At 63.5% G+C, this 16,204-nt stretch carries 15 protein-coding genes and 1 tRNA gene; 7 read left to right on the forward strand and 9 right to left on the reverse strand.

Annotation, left to right across the window (positions count from 1 at the left end; translation table 11 throughout):
• Window positions 1-58: 58 nt before the first annotated feature.
• Both efp and earP read right to left on the reverse strand, forming a co-directional pair.
• Window positions 59-628 (reverse strand): elongation factor P, encoded by a 570-nt coding sequence (gene efp, locus F6X62_RS21390; RefSeq protein WP_054891957.1) that lies wholly within the window; start codon window positions 626-628, stop codon window positions 59-61.
• Window positions 629-676: 48 nt separating this feature from the next.
• Window positions 677-1,807, reverse strand: a complete 1,131-nt coding sequence (gene earP / locus F6X62_RS21395) for an elongation factor P maturation arginine rhamnosyltransferase EarP (RefSeq protein ID WP_153774621.1) — start codon at window positions 1,805-1,807, stop codon at window positions 677-679.
• A gap of 143 nt (window positions 1,808-1,950) precedes the next feature.
• Between earP and F6X62_RS21400 the strand changes: the two genes are divergently transcribed.
• Complete coding sequence (locus F6X62_RS21400) at window positions 1,951-2,337, forward strand: hypothetical protein (RefSeq protein WP_153774622.1); 387 nt, start codon at window positions 1,951-1,953, stop codon at window positions 2,335-2,337.
• A gap of 2 nt (window positions 2,338-2,339) precedes the next feature.
• A complete protein-coding gene (locus F6X62_RS21405; protein WP_054891960.1) occupies window positions 2,340-2,822 on the forward strand; it encodes a GreA/GreB family elongation factor in 483 nt (160 codons plus the stop codon).
• 9 nt (window positions 2,823-2,831) lie between these two features.
• Here the strand turns inward: F6X62_RS21405 and F6X62_RS21410 are convergent, their stop codons facing one another.
• Window positions 2,832-3,764 carry a LysR family transcriptional regulator gene (locus tag F6X62_RS21410; RefSeq protein ID WP_054891961.1) on the reverse strand — a complete coding sequence of 311 codons (933 nt, stop codon included), beginning with the start codon at window positions 3,762-3,764 and terminating at the stop codon, window positions 2,832-2,834.
• Between the two features lie 121 nt (window positions 3,765-3,885).
• Between F6X62_RS21410 and F6X62_RS21415 the strand changes: the two genes are divergently transcribed.
• The gene (locus F6X62_RS21415) at window positions 3,886-4,635 is read left to right on the forward strand and encodes a 3-oxoacyl-ACP reductase family protein (RefSeq protein ID WP_153774623.1); all 750 of its coding nucleotides are present in this window, start codon (window positions 3,886-3,888) and stop codon (window positions 4,633-4,635) included.
• Between the two features lie 34 nt (window positions 4,636-4,669).
• Here the strand turns inward: F6X62_RS21415 and F6X62_RS21420 are convergent, their stop codons facing one another.
• From F6X62_RS21420 to F6X62_RS21440, 5 genes are all read right to left on the reverse strand, one after another.
• Window positions 4,670-6,016 (reverse strand): TolC family outer membrane protein, encoded by a 1,347-nt coding sequence (locus F6X62_RS21420; protein ID WP_065862102.1) that lies wholly within the window; start codon window positions 6,014-6,016, stop codon window positions 4,670-4,672.
• A gap of 10 nt (window positions 6,017-6,026) precedes the next feature.
• Complete coding sequence (locus tag F6X62_RS21425; protein WP_153774624.1) at window positions 6,027-7,319, reverse strand: HlyD family type I secretion periplasmic adaptor subunit; 1,293 nt, start codon at window positions 7,317-7,319, stop codon at window positions 6,027-6,029.
• Window positions 7,316-9,037: a type I secretion system permease/ATPase gene (locus F6X62_RS21430; RefSeq protein WP_153774625.1), complete on the reverse strand. Its 1,722-nt coding sequence runs from the start codon at window positions 9,035-9,037 to the stop codon at window positions 7,316-7,318. The genes F6X62_RS21425 and F6X62_RS21430 overlap by 4 nt, the downstream gene beginning before the upstream one ends.
• A 37-nt stretch (window positions 9,038-9,074) precedes the next feature.
• Window positions 9,075-9,386: an AprI/Inh family metalloprotease inhibitor gene (locus F6X62_RS21435; protein ID WP_234465198.1), complete on the reverse strand. Its 312-nt coding sequence runs from the start codon at window positions 9,384-9,386 to the stop codon at window positions 9,075-9,077.
• Window positions 9,387-9,522: 136 nt separating this feature from the next.
• Window positions 9,523-10,980: a serralysin family metalloprotease gene (locus F6X62_RS21440; RefSeq protein ID WP_153774627.1), complete on the reverse strand. Its 1,458-nt coding sequence runs from the start codon at window positions 10,978-10,980 to the stop codon at window positions 9,523-9,525.
• Between the two features lie 442 nt (window positions 10,981-11,422).
• Here F6X62_RS21440 and F6X62_RS21445 point away from each other — a divergent pair, with 442 nt between their 5' ends.
• Window positions 11,423-11,797, forward strand: a complete 375-nt coding sequence (locus F6X62_RS21445) for a hypothetical protein (protein ID WP_054891968.1) — start codon at window positions 11,423-11,425, stop codon at window positions 11,795-11,797.
• 217 nt (window positions 11,798-12,014) lie between these two features.
• Window positions 12,015-14,147 (forward strand): TonB-dependent siderophore receptor, encoded by a 2,133-nt coding sequence (locus F6X62_RS21450; RefSeq protein WP_153774628.1) that lies wholly within the window; start codon window positions 12,015-12,017, stop codon window positions 14,145-14,147.
• A gap of 119 nt (window positions 14,148-14,266) precedes the next feature.
• On the opposite strand, the gene F6X62_RS21455 is transcribed toward F6X62_RS21450, so the two are convergent.
• A tRNA-Ser gene (locus tag F6X62_RS21455) sits at window positions 14,267-14,356 on the reverse strand.
• 289 nt (window positions 14,357-14,645) lie between these two features.
• Here F6X62_RS21455 and F6X62_RS21460 point away from each other — a divergent pair.
• Both F6X62_RS21460 and F6X62_RS21465 read left to right on the forward strand, forming a co-directional pair.
• Window positions 14,646-15,335 carry a crotonase/enoyl-CoA hydratase family protein gene (locus F6X62_RS21460; RefSeq protein ID WP_054891971.1) on the forward strand — a complete coding sequence of 230 codons (690 nt, stop codon included), beginning with the start codon at window positions 14,646-14,648 and terminating at the stop codon, window positions 15,333-15,335.
• A 129-nt stretch (window positions 15,336-15,464) separates the two neighbouring features.
• The gene (locus tag F6X62_RS21465) at window positions 15,465-16,184 is read left to right on the forward strand and encodes a 1-acyl-sn-glycerol-3-phosphate acyltransferase (RefSeq protein WP_153774629.1); all 720 of its coding nucleotides are present in this window, start codon (window positions 15,465-15,467) and stop codon (window positions 16,182-16,184) included.
• The last annotated feature ends 20 nt before the right edge of the window (window positions 16,185-16,204 follow it).

The following is a 16,204-nucleotide window of genomic DNA, read 5'->3' on the forward strand; positions in this document are numbered from 1 at the left end:
AAACGCCAGACACAAAAAAACCCGGCCAAGGCCGGGTTTTTTGTGGGCGCCAGAAGGATTACTTCTTGGTACGGCCCTTGAAGCTGTTGTCGCGGGTATCGATATCGATCCACTCGTCGATTTCGATGAAATCGGCGACCTGGATTTCAGTACCGTTGGCCAGCTTGGCAGGTTTCATGACCTTGCCGGAAGTGTCGCCACGAGCAGCGTTCTCGGTGTAGACGACTTTGCGGCTGATGGTGGTCGGCAGTTCTACCGATACCAGACGGCCTTCGAAGAAGACGGCTTCGCAGACATCTTCCATGCCTTCTTCGATGTACGGCAGAACGGCGTCGATGTCTTCGGCGTTCAGCTCGTACATGGTGTAGTCGGTGGTGTCCATGAAGGTGTATTCATCACCGTTGATGAACGACAGGGTCGCTTCTTTGCGATCCAGGATCACGTCGTCCAGCTTGTCATCGGCGAAGTAGACGGTTTCGGTCTTGTAGCCGGTCAGCAGGTTCTTCAGCTTGGTCTTCATGATCGCGCTGTTACGGCCCGACTTGGTGAATTCCGCTTTCTGGACCAGCCACGGGTCGTTGTCGATCCGCAGTACGGTACCGGGTTTCAGCTCTTTACCAGTTTTCATTACGAAGTATCCGAATCTGGATGGATTTATAAAAATCGAGGCCGCATATCATATCCAATTTCGGTAAAACTGTACCAGCGCTGTGGCAAGGTCCGGCCGAGTGGCCTGTTCCAGGCACCATTGCCGGGCATGTGTCTGCAGTTGCGGCCAGTGTTTCAGCACCCCGCGCCAGGCCTCGCCCATGTCACGATCCATGTTCCAGGCACGCCACAACGCCACCAGTGCATCTGCGGCATCGTCCGACAGACCCTGTCGATAGATCTTGAGAAAAGCCTCGAGTTTTTCCCAGTGAGCGTTCTCTTCCTGCACGTAGATGTGCCACAGCAAAGGGCGCCCGGCCCATTGGGCACGCACGAAGGAGTCCTCGCCGCGCACGGCATTGAAGTCGCAACACCAGAGGATACGGTCGTAGTCGTCCTGGCTGACGAATGGCAGCACCTGCAAGGTCAGCGCCCCGCGCTGGCGCACCTCGCCCACGGCCAGTCGTTCACCCAGCCACGCATGCAGGTCGGACAGGATTCGACCTTCGGGGACCAGCAGGTGGGTGGGCTGATCGTCTGCCGCCAGGGCTTCCAGCCAATGACCCAACTGCGCGTTCTCGTAGGCGAACAACGACATCAGTCGCGCCTCGGGCGCAGGTTTCACGCCGAGGCCGGCAAGGAATGCCTTGCTCGCGGCAGCATCCTGCTCGAACGCAGCACGCTTGCCCAGCAGTTCGCCTTCACGCAGCAAGCCGCCGGTATTGGCGGTGAAACCCGGGAAGAAAAACACTTTGCGCAGGCCATTAGGTTGTGGCGAAGGCAGCCCATGACAACCCTCGACCCAGTCTTCGGCGCTCAGGTATTCGAGGTTCAGCCACAACGCTGGTGTCGAGCGCTCGGCCAGGGCTTCGACATAGGCCGCCGGCAGTCGGCAACCGAAGGCACCGATCACCACCTCGGCGGTTTCGCATGCGGGCCAATCGACCGGCCAATGGCATACCTCGACGCCTTGCTGATATTGCCGCGCGGCCTGTGGATCAGCCTCCGGGCACAGGCGTGCGAACGCGTGCAGGTCGTCCACCCAAAGGCGCACGGTCAACGCATGCTCATTGGCGAGCTGGCGCGCCAGGCGCCAGGTGACGCCAATATCGCCGTAGTTGTCGACGACCGTGCAGAAAATGTCCCAGGTGGCTTTCACGACCACTCCCCTCGCAGCGCAGAAAACCATGGATTGTGCGGATAAACCGGCACCGACAAAAGCGCTACCCGCACCCGGCAATAAAACAAATCGCACAGCCATGCGACAATGGCACCTCGATCGACCCCTGCCAGGAGGCCACGATGCCCCGTCGCCGCGAACTGAAGATCACCCTGAACCCTTTGCAGTTGATTGTCTGCGTGGCCTTCGGCCTGTGGCTCGGCGCCGTCGCCATCGCTTCAAGCCTGTGGCTGGCCTGGCAGCTGTGGCCACAGCAGGTCGAGCCACTGGCCCAGGCAGTGGCACCGGCACGCAGCGCCCTCGCCCCAGTTGCCCCGCCGCAACCGGCCGACGCGCAGCAGGCGATGTTCGAGCGCTACAAGGAAATCCTCAACACGCAGCAAGCCCAACAGGCCATCGAGGCCAACCCGCGCAACCTGAACAACCCCAGATGCCAGTTCTGGCTGCAGCAGAACCGCAATGCACCGACCGACAAGAGCCAGGCCAACGTGCTGGAGTTCTGCCGCTGACCATGGACAAGCCAACCCTGCTCGCGCGCATCATCGACACCCTCGAGCACGACATGGAGGTGCTGCGCCGCGCCGCCCAGACCGCCTACGAAACCGCCACCGCCGAAGAGAACATCGCCGAGAACAAGTACGACACCCTGGGGCTCGAGGCCTCCTATCTCGCCACCGGCCAGGCGCGCCGTACCGCCGAAATCCGCCAGGCGCTGCTGAGCTACCAGCAATTACTGCTGCGCGACTACGATCCGGCGCGCGGCATCCAGCTGAGCAACCGGGTAACGCTTGAAGATGAGCAAGGTCGCCAGCAGTTGCTGTTTCTCGGCCCCGAGGGCGCCGGGCTGAAAATCGGCGAAGGCCCTGGACGGGTGACCGTGATCACCCCGCGCTCGCCGCTGGGCAAGCAGTTGATCGGCAAGAAACTCGATGACGAAGTAAGCCTGGTGCTCGCCGGGGTGGCGCAGGTGCAGTTCGTTGTCGAAGTCGACTGACGGCAGAGTTCAGGCGCCTGCCATCGCATCGAACTGCTTCGCCAACCCCTGCGCCTCGAAACACGCCAACAGATAGTCGATGAACGCGCGCGTCTTGCCCGGCAGCAGCTTGCGCTCGGCGTAGTAGACGCTGACGCTGCCATCGTCCACATACCAGTCCGGCAACACCCGGCACAGGCGTTTGCTGGCGAAGTACGGCACGGCGAACGGCATGCTCACCAAGGCAATGCCCAGCCCCTGCTCCGCCGCAGCGCAGGCTGCATCCGAGTCGCTCATGGTCATCGCCTGGCGCAGGTGCAGCGGGCGCTGCTCCTGGTTGCGGCTGGTCAGCGGCCAGGAGCGCACTCGCCCGGTCTGCGGTGAACGGATCAGGATGCCGTCGTGCTGGGGTAGTTGTTCCGGCATCTGGATCGGCGCGTGCCGCTGCAGGTACTCAGGCGCGGCTACCAAGACTCGGTGTGCAGGCGCCAGCTTGCGCGCAACGACTCCCGGCGGCAGGTCGAAGCCGCCGCCAATCGCCGCATCGAACCCTTGGCCGATGAGGTCGACCTGGCGGTTGTCGAAATGCCAGTCCGGTGTGATCGCCGGGTATCGGCGCAGGAACTCTCCCAGCAACGGCAGCACGTACAAACGCCCGAACACGATGCCCATGCTGACCCGCAGCACCCCGGCCGGTTGACCTTCGCTACTGGCCAGGTTGGCCACAGCGTACTGGATGCTGCGAAAACTCTCGCTCACCTCACCGAGAAAGCGTTGCCCGGCCTCGGTCAGGGTCAGTTTGCGCGTACTACGCTGGAACAGGCGCACACCCAGGCGAGATTCCAACTGGGCGACGTTCTTGCCCACCGCCGCAGGTGTGATGGACAGACGCCGGGCGGCCTCGGCGAAGCTGCCGACCTCGGCACTGGTGATGAAGCACTCGAGGCTGCTGAAGGATTCCATAAGCGATTCCCAACCAGAAGTTCACTCTGATGATAGTGATTGCGATCTTATCAGCAGGTAATCACACGCCGATACTGGCCCCATCCAAGGCACACCGCCTTGCTCGCTTCAGGAGAGCAGCATGTCCCACGTATCGAACCTCGAAGGCAAAGTCGCCCTGGTCCAGGGCGGTTCCCGCGGCATCGGTGCCGCCATTGTCCGGCGCCTGGCCCGCGAAGGCGCACAGGTCGCCTTTACCTATGTCAGCTCTGCTGCCCCCGCGCAGGCCCTGGCTGACGCCATCAACGCCGAGGGTGGCCGCGCTCTGGCCCTGCGCGCCGACAGCGCTGATGCCAGCGCGGTACAGCAAGCGGTGCACGACACCGTCAAAGCCTTCGGCCGCCTCGACATCCTGGTCAACAACGCCGGCGTATTGGCCGTGGCGCCAGTGACCGAATTCGACCTCGGCGACTTCGACCGCATGCTGGCGATCAACGTGCGCAGCGTGTTCGTGGCGAGCCAGGCCGCGGCCCGACACATGGGCCAGGGTGGCCGGATCATCAACATCGGCAGCACCAACGCCGAACGCATGCCGTTCGCAGGCGGCGCGCCCTACGCCATGAGCAAGTCCGCGCTGGTCGGCCTGACCCGCGGCATGGCCCGTGACCTCGGCCCTCAGGGCATCACCGTCAACAATGTGCAGCCTGGCCCGGTGGACACCGACATGAACCCGGCCAGCGGCGAGTTCGCCGACAGCCTGATCCCGTTGATGGCGATCGGACGCTACGGGCATGCCGATGAAATCGCCAGCTTCGTCGCCTACTTGGCAGGGCCTGAGGCTGGCTACATCACCGGCGCCAGCCTGCTGGCCGATGGCGGTTTGGCCGCCTGAGCAATTGCGACAGGGAGCGGCCCACTGGCCGCCCCTATCCGCCAGCCGCCACGAAGGCTTCGTCCACTCGCGCCAACTGCGCTTCGCTCAAGGTCCCTGCCTGGTAATGCAGCTTGATCCAGGCCAGCAGGTAGTCGTAGCGCGCCCGCGCCAGGTCACGCCGGGTGGTCGCCAGTTGCTGTTCGGCATTGAGCACATCCAGACTCACCCGCTCGCCTCCCTGCACGCTCTTGCGCGTCGACACCACCAGCGCCTCGGCCGCCTGCAGCGCCCGCTCATAGGCACGCAAGCGACTGGCGCCGGACTCGCAGGCGTTGTACTGCTTGCGCAGCTCGATAAGCGTGTTGCGGGTATTGCCATCCAGTTCGTACTCGGCCTGCTCCAGATGCCGGCTGGCCTGGCGCGTCGAAGCGCTGACGCCACCACCGGCAAACAGCGGCACGCTGATCTCGATACCGACGGTGTTGGTGTCGTAGCGCTGATTGTAGGTGTTACCACTGTCCGACTCCTGGCGCCGCGAAGTGGCGAAGGCGCTGACCTTGGGCAGGTGCCCGGCGCGATTACGCTCGACTTCGTAGCGCGCCACTTCCAGCGCATGACGCTGCGAGCCGAGTTGCGGGTTGCTGGCCAGCGCCAGCGATTGCCAGGCCTCATAGCTGGTTGGCGTAACCTGCGGGAAGGCGAAGCCACTGCGCAGCGGCGCCAGCTCATCGATGCGCACAGCCGGCTCGCCGATCAGCGCACCGAGTTCGCGCAATGCGGCATCCTCGTCGTTACGTGCCTGGATTTCCTCGGCATCAGCCAACTCGAAACGTGCCTGGGCCTCGAGGATGTCGGTGCGCGTCCCCTCGCCGGCCTGGAACAGGCGCTGGTTCTGCTGGAATTGCTGGCGGTAGGCCTGCTTGCTGGCCACGCTGATGGCGATCTGATCCCGGGCATACAGGGCCTGGGTGTAGCTGGTCATCACCCGCACCAGCAACTGTTGGCTCTGGTCGCGGAAGCTCTCGTCGGCAAACAGCGCCTGGGCCACCCCCTTCCGGTAGGCGGCATAGGCTTCATAGTCAAACAGCGGTTGCTGGAGGATGAAAGTCGAGCCATAGCTGTCATAGCGCCTGTCTTCGCTCGAACGACGCGAATCACCGAGGTAGCTGGCTTTCGAATCGTTGCGACCCTTGTTGTAGCTGTAGGAAAGATTGGGCAGCAGGCCTGCACGTCCGATGGCGCGGTACTCCTGGCCTGCCTCGCGGGCCTTGAAGGCGGCGAGGTAGGTTGGATCGCGGCGCAAGGCCTGTTCGTAGACCTGAAACGGCCCCATGCCGGCCTGGGCCAGTGTCGGCAGCAGCACGCAGGCCGCCAGCAGACCGGTTGCAGATGATTTCATCGCAACCTCCTTATTGTTCGGTCAAGGCGCTGCCTGCACGGTCGAGCAGGGGCTTGAACAGGTAGTTGAGCAGCGAGCGCTCGCCAGTGCGCACGAACAGTTCGGCGGGCATGCCCGGACGGATCGACAAGCCCTGCAAACGCGCCAGCGCCTCTTCGCTGACGGTGCTGCGCAGCACGTAGTACGGCTGGCCGCTGCGCTCGTCGAGCAACTGGTCGGCCGATATCAGCGCCACCTCGCCGGTGACCCGTGGCGTGCTGTTCTGGTTGAAGGCCGTGAACAGGATATCGACCGGCAACTGCGGCGCGACCTTGTCCACCAGGTTCACCGGCAAGCGCCCCTCCACCTCCAGCGCTGCGCCTTGCGGCACGATCTCCAGCAACGTGTCGCCTGCCCGCACCACTGCACCCTCGGTGTGTACGCACAGGTTGACGGCGATGCCGTCGGCGGGTGCGAGGATCTCGCTGTGACGCAACTCGAAGCGTGCCGAGTTGAGCTGCTGCTCCAGCGTCGCGGCCTTGACCTGGGCCTCGGCCAGTTGGGTGCGCACGTCTTTCTGGTATTCCTCGCGTCGCTGCTGCAGGTTGAGCCGGGCCTCGACGATGCCTTGCTCCAGGCGCGCGCTGTCGCCCGCGTTCTGCGCCAGGTCACGTTGCACCTGGGACAACTGCCGCTGGTATTCGAGCACCCGATTGCGCGGGATGTAGCCCTCGCCGGCCAGCGGGCGCAGATTGTCCAACTGCTCGCGCAGGGAGTCAGCCTGGGCCTGCAGGTCGCCCCGTGCCCGGCGCATGCCGGCCAGTTGGGCCTGGGAGCCTTCGATGCTGGCCGACACCGCGCCCTGTTCACGGGCCAGGGCCTGGCGACGGCTATCGAACAGCTGGCGCTGACCTTCAACAACCAGGCCGAGTTGCGCATCGGACTCATCCATCAGCTCCGCAGGAAACTGCACCTGCCCCACGTTGTCCCGTTCACCGCGCCAACGCGCAAGGCTGGCCTGGGTCATGCGGTACTGGGCCTGCAGCGCCTCGACATCTGCTTGTACCTGGGTACGATCGAGGCGGAACAGCGGCTCCCCCTGACGCACCATCTGCCCTTCGCTGACCAGAATCCGGCTGACCACCCCGGCAGCCATCGACTGCACTGCCTTGCGCTTGCCCGACACCACCACGGTGCCCTGCACCGCCACGCCCTGATCCAGCGGCGCAAGGCTGGCCCAGGCCATGAATCCGCCAAAGCCCAGCAGGGTCAGCAGCCAGCCAAGGCGCACGTAGAAGCGTGCATCGCTCGTCACGCGGCTCATGCACCACCTCCGGCTTGCAGCGGCCGCTGTGCGGTGCCCTGGCCCAGCGCCTGGAGAATATCCCGCGCAGGGCCAAACGCCTGCACGCGCCCGTCATTCATCACCAGCAGTTTGTCAGCCTGGGCCAGCGCCGCGCTGCGATGGGTCACCAGCACCACCGTGCGCCCCAGAGCCTTCAACTGGACGATGGCATTGGCCAACGCCGCCTCGCCAAGGCTGTCGAGGTTGGAGTTGGGTTCGTCGAGCACGATCAGACACGGGCTGCCATAGAGCGCGCGCGCCAAGGCAATGCGTTGCTTCTGGCCGCCAGAGAGGTCGCCACCGCCCTCGCCCAGGCGCGTGTCGTACCCCTGCGGCAAGCGCAGGATCAATTCATGCACCCCCGCCAGACGCGCAGCCTCCACCACCTTATGGCCGTCGAGCTCGCCGAATCGGGCGATATTCTCGGCAATGCTGCCACGCAGCAGCTCGATACTTTGCGGCAGATAGCCGATATGCGGACCGAGCGCATCGCGGTCCCACTGGGAAAGCTCGGCGCCATCCAGGCGCACATGCCCCGCCAGCGGTTGCCAGACACCCACCAGCAACCTGGCCAGGGTCGACTTGCCGGACCCCGAAGCCCCCAGCACCCCCAGCACCTCACCGGGCGCCAGGGCAAAACTGACCTGCTGCACGGTGGCGACCCTGCGCCCCGGTGGCCCGCCGCTGACCTGCTCGATGGACAACTGACCGTCAGGCGCTGGCAGCGACATTGGCACTGGTGGTTCAGGATGCTCCTGCAGCAAGGTTTCCAGGCGCTTGTAGGCCAACTGCGCACCGCTCCACTGCTTCCACACCGCAATGAGCTGGTCGATCGGCGCGAGCACCCGGCCCATGAGAATGGAGCCGGCGATCATCATGCCCGGCGTCATCTGGCCCTCGATCACCAGCAGCGCACCCAGGCCCAGCACCAGCGACTGCAGACACAGGCGCAGGGACTTGCTGGTGGCAGTGATCACTGCCGACGTGTCGCTGGCCCGGTTCTGCAACTCGAGAAAGCGCCCGTGCAAGGCGAACCAGCGCTGGCGCAGCGCGCCGAGCATGCCCATGGCCTGGATGCTTTCGGCGTTGAGCAGTTGGCTGCCGGCCAGGCTGCTCGACTGCTGCTGCAGGCTGCTCGCTTCGGCCAGCGGGCGCTGGGTCAGGCGCTCGTTGAGCACGGCCAGCAGTACCAACAGCAAGGCTCCGGCACTGGCGAGCACACCCAGCCAGACGTTGAACAGGAAAATCACCGCCAGGTACACCGGAAACCAGGGGGCATCGAAGAAGGCGAACAACGCAGGGCCAGTGACGAACTGGCGCACCTGGGTCATGTCGTTCAAGGCCTGGCCAGCGGCGCCATCACCCTGGCGCAAGTTACGTTCGAACGCGGCGCGATAGATGTTCAGGTTTAAGCGCTGTTCCAGTCGATGGCCGACGCGAATGACAATGAAACTGCGCACCGCTTCCAGCACGCCCATATATACGAAGAAACCCACCACCATCAGGGTCAACATCCACAAGGTGGTTTCATTCTGCGAAGTCAGTACACGGTCGTACACTTGCAGCATATAAATCGACGGCACGAGCATGAGAATGTTGATCAGCGCAGTAAAACAACCGACGCTGATCAACGTCGATTTGAATTCGCCAAGTGCCGCCCACAAAAGTGCGCCGGGCCTGTTGCTCGGAAGTTTCATGTTTCGCCCTTATTGCCGTTATAACTTGGCCGGGTAATTAATTGTCCACACGCTCCAGCACCACTGCACTGCCGGCGGCTGAAGTCCAGGTATAGCGACCGGCGCCCTGTCGGCTGAAATGCACCACCGTGCTGCCGTCGCCGCCCACCAGTGCCAGGGTGTCGGGTGTCACCAGCCAACTGCCCGGACGAATCCCGAGCAAGCGCTCGGCGCAGGCCAGGTCGCCGTCAAGCGCGCCCTCGCTGGCCGACAGGCGCAGGGTGCAGGCATTGGCCTGCTGCTGCTGCGGATAAAGCGCCCAGCGCCCGGCCAGTTGCGCGGCGTTGGGGAGTAGCAGGCTGCTCGCCATACCTACCTCGGTCATAGACATCAAGGGAATCGCGCCCAGCGCGATCATTCGTTTGATTGCTCGCATCCATCCACCTCGCGTGGTCCATGTGGCTGGGAGCGACCCGCGCAGCGCTACGCGGGCCGCTCCCGGCCCGTCAGACCACGATATCCGTGGCGGCGGCCTGACCTACGGTGGTCACCAGGAAGTCAGCCAGGCTATTGCCGGTGAAGTCGATGGACAGGCTGCCCAGGTTGGTCGCCTGGTCGTAGCTGAGGACGGCCTCGCCGGCATGTCCGGTGAAGGCACTGACGAACTCTAGCGGTAGCTTGCCCTGGGAAAACGCCGAGATGGCTGACAGATCAATCTTGTCCTGACCGCTGACAAAATCCATGATCCGGTCCGGCGCCTTGGCTGTCGAATCGCTGATGGCCCCATAGACGAAGGTGTCCGCACCGCTTCCCCCCCAGAGGGTGTCAGCCCCGCCACCGCCGTAGATGATGTCGTTGCCAGCACCACCCTTGAGCACGTTGGCCACCGCGTTGCCGATCAACAGGTCGTTGCCCGAACCGCCGATGGCGTTTTCCACGGTCACGCCCTTGGCGATCGAGACGTTCCCGATCATGCCGCCAACATCGGAGAACGAAGCCTCGTTGAGGTTGATCTTCTGGTTCTGGGTGAACCCGGAGAAGTCCAGAGTATCGTTGCCGCCGCCATCCCACACGCTGAACACCACCTTCGACGAAGCCGAGGTGGCCGAGTAGAAGTCGCGATCAGCCGTGGAGTTGAAGCCATACACGGTATCGCCCGAACGCGTGGCGTAGTTGGCGCCGTAGAGTTTCTGGATCGCCGCGATGTCGTCCATCAGCGGGGCCGACGCGTAGTACTGCCCGCCGCCCTTGACGAAGTTCTGCGCGGTGTTGCTTTCGCTCCAGTAGCTCATGACGCTGTAGCCGCGGGTGTCCTGTGCATACGAAGCGTCACGGTAGCTCGGGTTGCCCTCGCCGGCGTTGTAGTCACCGGGGTGGGACAGGCCGAGCACGTGGCCGATCTCGTGGGTCAGGGTCTGGCGACCGTAGTTGCCAGTGTCGGGATTGATGTTCACCTGATAACCGCTATTGATCAGGTACCACGACTCACCTTTGTGCGAACCCCATCCGTCGAACGGCAGGTAGGCGAACGCCGCGCCACCGTTGCTGGCGCTGAAGTTGCCGAAGGTCATGTGACCGTCGCCGCCCGAAGCTGCCTCGGTGAAGCTCAGCTTGGCCACGTCGGCCCAGGACTCCATGGCCAGCTTGGCCTGGGCTTTCTGCTGGTTGTTGAACTGGCTGAAGCTGCCCAGGCCACGACTGACGAAGTCCGCCGGCGCTTTGGTCAGGAAGGTGTAGGTGAGGCTGATGGTGCCGTCCTTGTTCAGGTCCTTCCAGGACGCCCCGTCGCGCAGCAGCTGGGTGGCTGCCTGATCGACGGTGAACGAAGGTTTGCCATTGATGTTCGCACCACCGCGATCGTACTGGTGGGCGAAACTGTTGATCAGCCCGAAGGCCGAACTCGGCCCGTTCGGTTGCAACACCGAGGCAGCGGAAACAACAGCATTTGCTTTGACTTTCGACATGCAGACACTTCCTTGTTTGCGGAAAAGTTGATGTTCGACAGGAACGCTCAAACTTTCGGCGAGAGCATCCTGTCACTCGCCCTTGTGAGGCGCAAAAAAACTGACACATTCAGAAACTTTCTGTCCAGTGTTTTTTGACGCCAATCTTCCGAACGGAGAAATAAGCCGTGTGCCGCTGTTATTTGCGCAAACTGTTATGCATCAGGTGTATTGAGGAGTACCCATACTCCAGATAATGACTGACCGGTTTATTATTCAAGGCCGGGAAGTTTTATTATGAAAAAGCGACGTCCTGCTGATGATTCAAGACCGTTGTTCGTTAATGGCATCTGGCCTCGCGACAACCGGTCGCACGACCCTCCGTCGCCTGCTCGTTGACTTGCCGAGGGGCGCGGCGCTCAGTAGGTGCTGGTCACAGCCCCTCCACTGACAGGACGACACAATGACAAGACTCACGGTGCAATCCGGCGATTTCTTGCAAGGTGAAGGCGAGTATCGCAACGGATCGCTCACACTCAAGACCCCACGCAGCCAGGCCGGTGAGCGTATCTCTCTGGCCCGTATCAAGGACCTCCGGCTCGCCAGCCTGGAATCGAACCGCAACCTGGGCGCCACCCTAGGCTGGGGTGTAGCCGGCGCCCTGGTGGCCGGGCCGGTCGGCATGCTCGCCGGATTGTGGCTTGGCGGCAAAGAGGAGGAAGCCACCTTTCTCGCCACGTTCAAGGATGGCCGCAAGCTGCTGGCCATTACCGATGGCAAGACCTGGTCGAAGATCGACGACACCTGGCGCCAGCGTCAGCGCTCGGGCGCCAGGTAAAACCATCGGGGTCGAGTTCGTCTGCATGATCGAGGTGTTCTTTTCGCGGGCACCCCACTGAACCCAAGAGCAGTGTGATACCCGTGGGAGCGGGCTTGCCCGCGAAAAGAACACCGCACAGCCCCTGACACCCCTGCTACCATTGCGCCCCCTTTGCCAACCGCCCCACCGAATGCCGCCGGAGCAACCGGCGCGTCCGCCTTCCAAGGAGCCTTGCATGACCTCGCTTCGCCCCCGCCTGCCCTTTGGCCTGCTTGGCCTGGGCCTTGCGCTGCATGCTGGCCAGGGTCTGGCCGATGAACGCGTGACCCTCGCCCCCTTGCAGGTCACCGAACGCAGCGGCGATGACGGCTATCAACCTCGCGAAGCCCAGGTCGGCGGCTGGCATGCCGCACCGCTGCTCGACACCCCGGCCTCGGTCAGCGTGTTCAGTCGCCAACTGCTCGATGATCGCCAGGTACGCCTGCTCAGCGAGGTGCTGCAAAGCGATGCCTCGGTCGGCGAAAGCTACGCGCCGATCGGCTACTACGAGAACTTCAACGTGCGCGGCTTCGAACTGAATGCCGCCAGCAGCTACCGGATCAATGGCCAGACCATCGCCGGCGAGCAGAACGTGGCGCTGGAGAACAAGCAACAGGTCGAATTGCTCAAGGGATTATCGGGCCTGCAGAGCGGCGTGTCCGAACCCGGCGGGCTGGTCAACTATGTGACCAAGCGCGCCGAGGATGTGCGCAGTGTCACCGTCTCGACCAACGAGCAGGGCGAACGCTACCTGGCCACCGACCTCGGCGGCTGGTTCGGCAGCGAGAAACAGTTCGGCCTGCGCGCCAACCTCGCCCATGAAGACATCCGTTCCTACGTCGACCATGCCGACGGCAAGCGCGACTTCGCCTCGCTGGCATTCGACTGGCAGATCAACCCCGACGCCACCCTGCAACTCGATGTCGAGTATCAGCACCGCGAACAGCGCTCGGTGCCCGGCTACCAGTTGCTGGGCGGCACCCAGGTGCCCCACGGCATCGACCCGGACGACCGCCTGGCCTACCAGCATTGGGCCAAGCCTGTGACGAACGACTCGTTGAACCTGGGCGGACGCTTCGAGTACCGCTTCAACGAAGCCTGGACCGGCACGCTCAGCGCTTCGCGCAGCAAGGTTGTGATTGACGACTACAGTGCGTTCGCCTGGGGCTCCGGCGACGACGCGTTCTTCTCCGGCAACGGCGACTACGGCATCTACGACTTCCGCAGCCCCGACGACATCCGGCGCACCGACGAACTCCAGGCCACCCTCGAGGGACGTTTCCAAGCCTTGGGCCTGCAGCATGAACTGACTGTCGGCAGCAGCGCCCAGCGCCGGACCCTTGATCAGCGTCCGTATTACAACGAGTGGCTCGGCAGCGGAAACATCTACACCGGCGCGCCCGCTCTGGCGCCGTCCGAAAAACCGATCGGACATAGCGAACGCCGCCTGGACAGCCGCCAGTACGGCCTGTTCGTCAGCGACCGCATCAGCTTCAACGAGCAATGGCAGACCGTACTCGGCGCCCGCGAAGTGCGCCTGGACGAAAAGACCTGGGACGAAACCGGTGCTGCTGGCCGCCATACCCGCCAGTACCAGTTGCTGCCCAACGCCGCCCTGATCTACAAACCGCAAGCGGACACCACGCTGTACGCCAGCTGGTCCAAAGGCCTGTCGGCGGGCGGTACCGCGCCTTGGTTCGCCAGCAACGCTGCCGAGATCCTCGCCCCGACCCTGTCGCGCCAACTGGAAGTAGGCATCAAGCGCGACTGGAAAGGCCTGAGCCTGAGCGCAGCGCTGTTCCAGATCCGCCAGGCCTACCAGTACGCCCGCCCGCAGGAGGGTACGGCCCCGATCTATGTGCAACAAGGCCAGCAGAAGAACACCGGCCTGGAGCTCGGCGCCAGCGGCTGGGTGACATCCAACCTGCAGTTGCACGCCAGCGCCGCCGCAATCCGCGCCCGGGTGAAGAACAGCGGCACCGACGCCTACGAGGGCCACCAGGCGATCAACGTGCCTCGTCTGCGCGCGGCGCTGCAAGCCGAATACAACCTCCCGGTGCCGGGCCTGGCACTGCTCGGCGGTGCACGCTACAGCGCCAGCAAGTACGCGAGCCAGGCAGGCAACGTCGAGGTCGGCGGCTACACGGTATTCGATATCGGCAGCCGCTACCGCATCCGCATCGGTGACTACGACACCGTGCTGCGCCTGACGGTCGATAACCTCTTCGACAAGCGCTACTGGCGCGATGTGGGGGATTACCTGGGCGACAACTATCTGTTCCAGGGCGCGCCGCGCACGGCAAGACTGTCGGCTTCGGTCAGTTTCTGAATATATCGCGTCCCCTGCGGACACCGGCTTGGTCGGTGTTCGCGGGCGAGCCCGCCAAGCCGGATTTCACGCAAACAAAAAACCCTGAACCTTTCGATTCAGGGGTTTCTTGTGGAATGTGGCGGTGAAGAAGGGATTTGAACCCTTGATACGATTTCTCGTATACACACTTTCCAGGCGTGCTCCTTCGACCACTCGGACACTTCACCGGATCTCTTCAAGCCATTCAGCCTGTCGAGGCGCGCTAATTTAGTAGAAGACCTTTCCTTTGGCAAGCATTTTTTTCAGAATTTTCATGCGCTTAAGCCTCGCCCCGGAAAAGGCTGGCCAGCCAGGGCGATGCTGCCAATCTGGCCTGCGCTTTTTCCGCATTCCGGACACCTGCCCCGACGCCACACGGGGTAGCTGGCCAAGGCTGACCGGCCAGTCAGCCTTGGCGCTTTACCTGGCCTGCGCTGCTGGGTAACGTCATCGCCACGCCACCCAAAGGACTCTGTCATGAGCGAGCTGATTACCTACCACGCCGAAGACGGCATTGCCACCCTGACCCTGAACAACGGCAAGGTCAATGCGATCTCGCCTGACGTCATCACCGCCTTCAACGCAGCACTGGACCGTGCCGAGGAAGAACGTGCCGTGGTGATCATCACCGGCCAGCCAGGCATTCTTTCCGGCGGCTACGATCTCAAGGTGATGACCGCCGGCCCCAAAGAGGCGATCGACCTGGTCACCGCCGGCTCCACCCTGGCCCGCCGCCTGCTCTCGCACCCGTTCCCGGTGATCGTCGCCTGCCCTGGCAATGCCGTGGCCAAGGGCGCGTTCCTGCTGCTGTCGGCCGACTACCGCATCGGTGTCGAAGGCCCGTACAAGATCTGCCTGAACGAGGTCCAGATCGGCATGACCATGCACCATGCCGGGATCGAGCTGGCCCGCGACCGCCTGACCCGCTCGACCTTCCAGCGCTCGGTGAACAATGCCGAGGTCTTCGACCCGCATGGTGCAGTGGTGGCCGGGTTCCTCGACAAGGTGGTACCCGCCGAGCAACTCCAGGAAACGGCGCTGAGCGCGGCGCGGGAACTGAAGAAACTGAACATGCTGGCGCACAAGAATACCAAGCGCAAAGTGCGCAAGGCGCTGCTGGAGACGCTCGACAAGGCGATCGAGGCCGACAAGGGCCACATGGGCTGAAACCAGGCTTGCTGGAGTCGCCGCGTGCCGCTCCAGCAAGCCAGGACGCGACCGGGCTCCGTTCGCCGGTTTGCCCTGACCAGTGCACGGTCGTACACTGCGCCGCGACTGTCTGGTGTGAGCCGTATCATGCTCTATATGCTTCGCATGCTCCTTCTGGCGCTGCACTTCCTGCTGGTCGGCGCCGTCGGCCTGGTCATCGGCCTGTGCCGCCCCTTCAACCCCGATAACAGCCGCCTGTTCGCCCGCCTCTACAGCGTGCCGGCAGCCTGGCTCATGCGCATCCGGGTCAAGGCTGAAGTCGGCCCCTTGTGGGACCAGCCGCCCGGCTGCGTGATCGTCGCCAATCATCAATCCAACTACGACCTGTTCATCCTCGGCCAGGTGGTTCCACGGCGGACGGTCGCCATCGGCAAGAAGAGCCTGGGCTGGATTCCGTTGTTCGGCCAATTGTTCTGGCTCGGCGGCAACGTACTGGTGGACCGCAAGAATGCCTACCAGGCGCGCAAGGCGATGCGACTGACCACGCGGATCCTGCGCGACGACACCTCGATCTGGATCTTCCCCGAAGGCACACGCAACCCGACTGAACACCTGCTGGCGTTCAAGAAAGGCGCGTTCCACATGGCGGTCGAGGCCGGCGTACCGATCGTGCTGGTATGCGTCAGCCGCTACTCCAAGCGCCTGAGCCTCAACAGTTGGCGACAGCGCACGGTGATCGTCCGCTCCTTGCCACCGATCGCCACCCATGGCCTGGGACAGCAGGACGTGCCGGCGCTGATGGAGCAATGCCGACTGCAGATGCAGCAGTGCATCGATCGTATGGAGCGGGAGTTGCCGCAGGCCTGAGCCGCCAGCTTGCTCTACGC

It is taken from the genome of Pseudomonas sp. MNR3A (assembly GCF_009650575.1).
GTDB classification, from domain to species: domain Bacteria; phylum Pseudomonadota; class Gammaproteobacteria; order Pseudomonadales; family Pseudomonadaceae; genus Aquipseudomonas; species Aquipseudomonas machongensis.

Excerpts from the sequence above, each read along its gene's own strand:
- efp (WP_054891957.1), bottom strand. The coding sequence starts at position 628 with ATGAAAACTGGTAAAGAGCTGAAACCCGGTACCGTACTGCGGATCGAC.
- F6X62_RS21400 (WP_153774622.1), top strand. The coding sequence starts at position 1,951 with ATGCCCCGTCGCCGCGAACTGAAGATCACCCTGAACCCTTTGCAGTTG.
- F6X62_RS21405 (WP_054891960.1), top strand. The coding sequence starts at position 2,340 with ATGGACAAGCCAACCCTGCTCGCGCGCATCATCGACACCCTCGAGCAC.
- F6X62_RS21410 (WP_054891961.1), bottom strand. The coding sequence starts at position 3,764 with ATGGAATCCTTCAGCAGCCTCGAGTGCTTCATCACCAGTGCCGAGGTC.
- F6X62_RS21415 (WP_153774623.1), top strand. The coding sequence starts at position 3,886 with ATGTCCCACGTATCGAACCTCGAAGGCAAAGTCGCCCTGGTCCAGGGC.
- F6X62_RS21420 (WP_065862102.1), bottom strand. The coding sequence starts at position 6,016 with ATGAAATCATCTGCAACCGGTCTGCTGGCGGCCTGCGTGCTGCTGCCG.
- F6X62_RS21425 (WP_153774624.1), bottom strand. The coding sequence starts at position 7,319 with ATGAGCCGCGTGACGAGCGATGCACGCTTCTACGTGCGCCTTGGCTGG.
- F6X62_RS21430 (WP_153774625.1), bottom strand. The coding sequence starts at position 9,037 with ATGAAACTTCCGAGCAACAGGCCCGGCGCACTTTTGTGGGCGGCACTT.
- F6X62_RS21435 (WP_234465198.1), bottom strand. The coding sequence starts at position 9,386 with ATGGCGAGCAGCCTGCTACTCCCCAACGCCGCGCAACTGGCCGGGCGC.
- F6X62_RS21440 (WP_153774627.1), bottom strand. The coding sequence starts at position 10,980 with ATGTCGAAAGTCAAAGCAAATGCTGTTGTTTCCGCTGCCTCGGTGTTG.
- F6X62_RS21445 (WP_054891968.1), top strand. The coding sequence starts at position 11,423 with ATGACAAGACTCACGGTGCAATCCGGCGATTTCTTGCAAGGTGAAGGC.
- F6X62_RS21450 (WP_153774628.1), top strand. The coding sequence starts at position 12,015 with ATGACCTCGCTTCGCCCCCGCCTGCCCTTTGGCCTGCTTGGCCTGGGC.
- F6X62_RS21460 (WP_054891971.1), top strand. The coding sequence starts at position 14,646 with ATGAGCGAGCTGATTACCTACCACGCCGAAGACGGCATTGCCACCCTG.
- F6X62_RS21465 (WP_153774629.1), top strand. The coding sequence starts at position 15,465 with ATGCTCTATATGCTTCGCATGCTCCTTCTGGCGCTGCACTTCCTGCTG.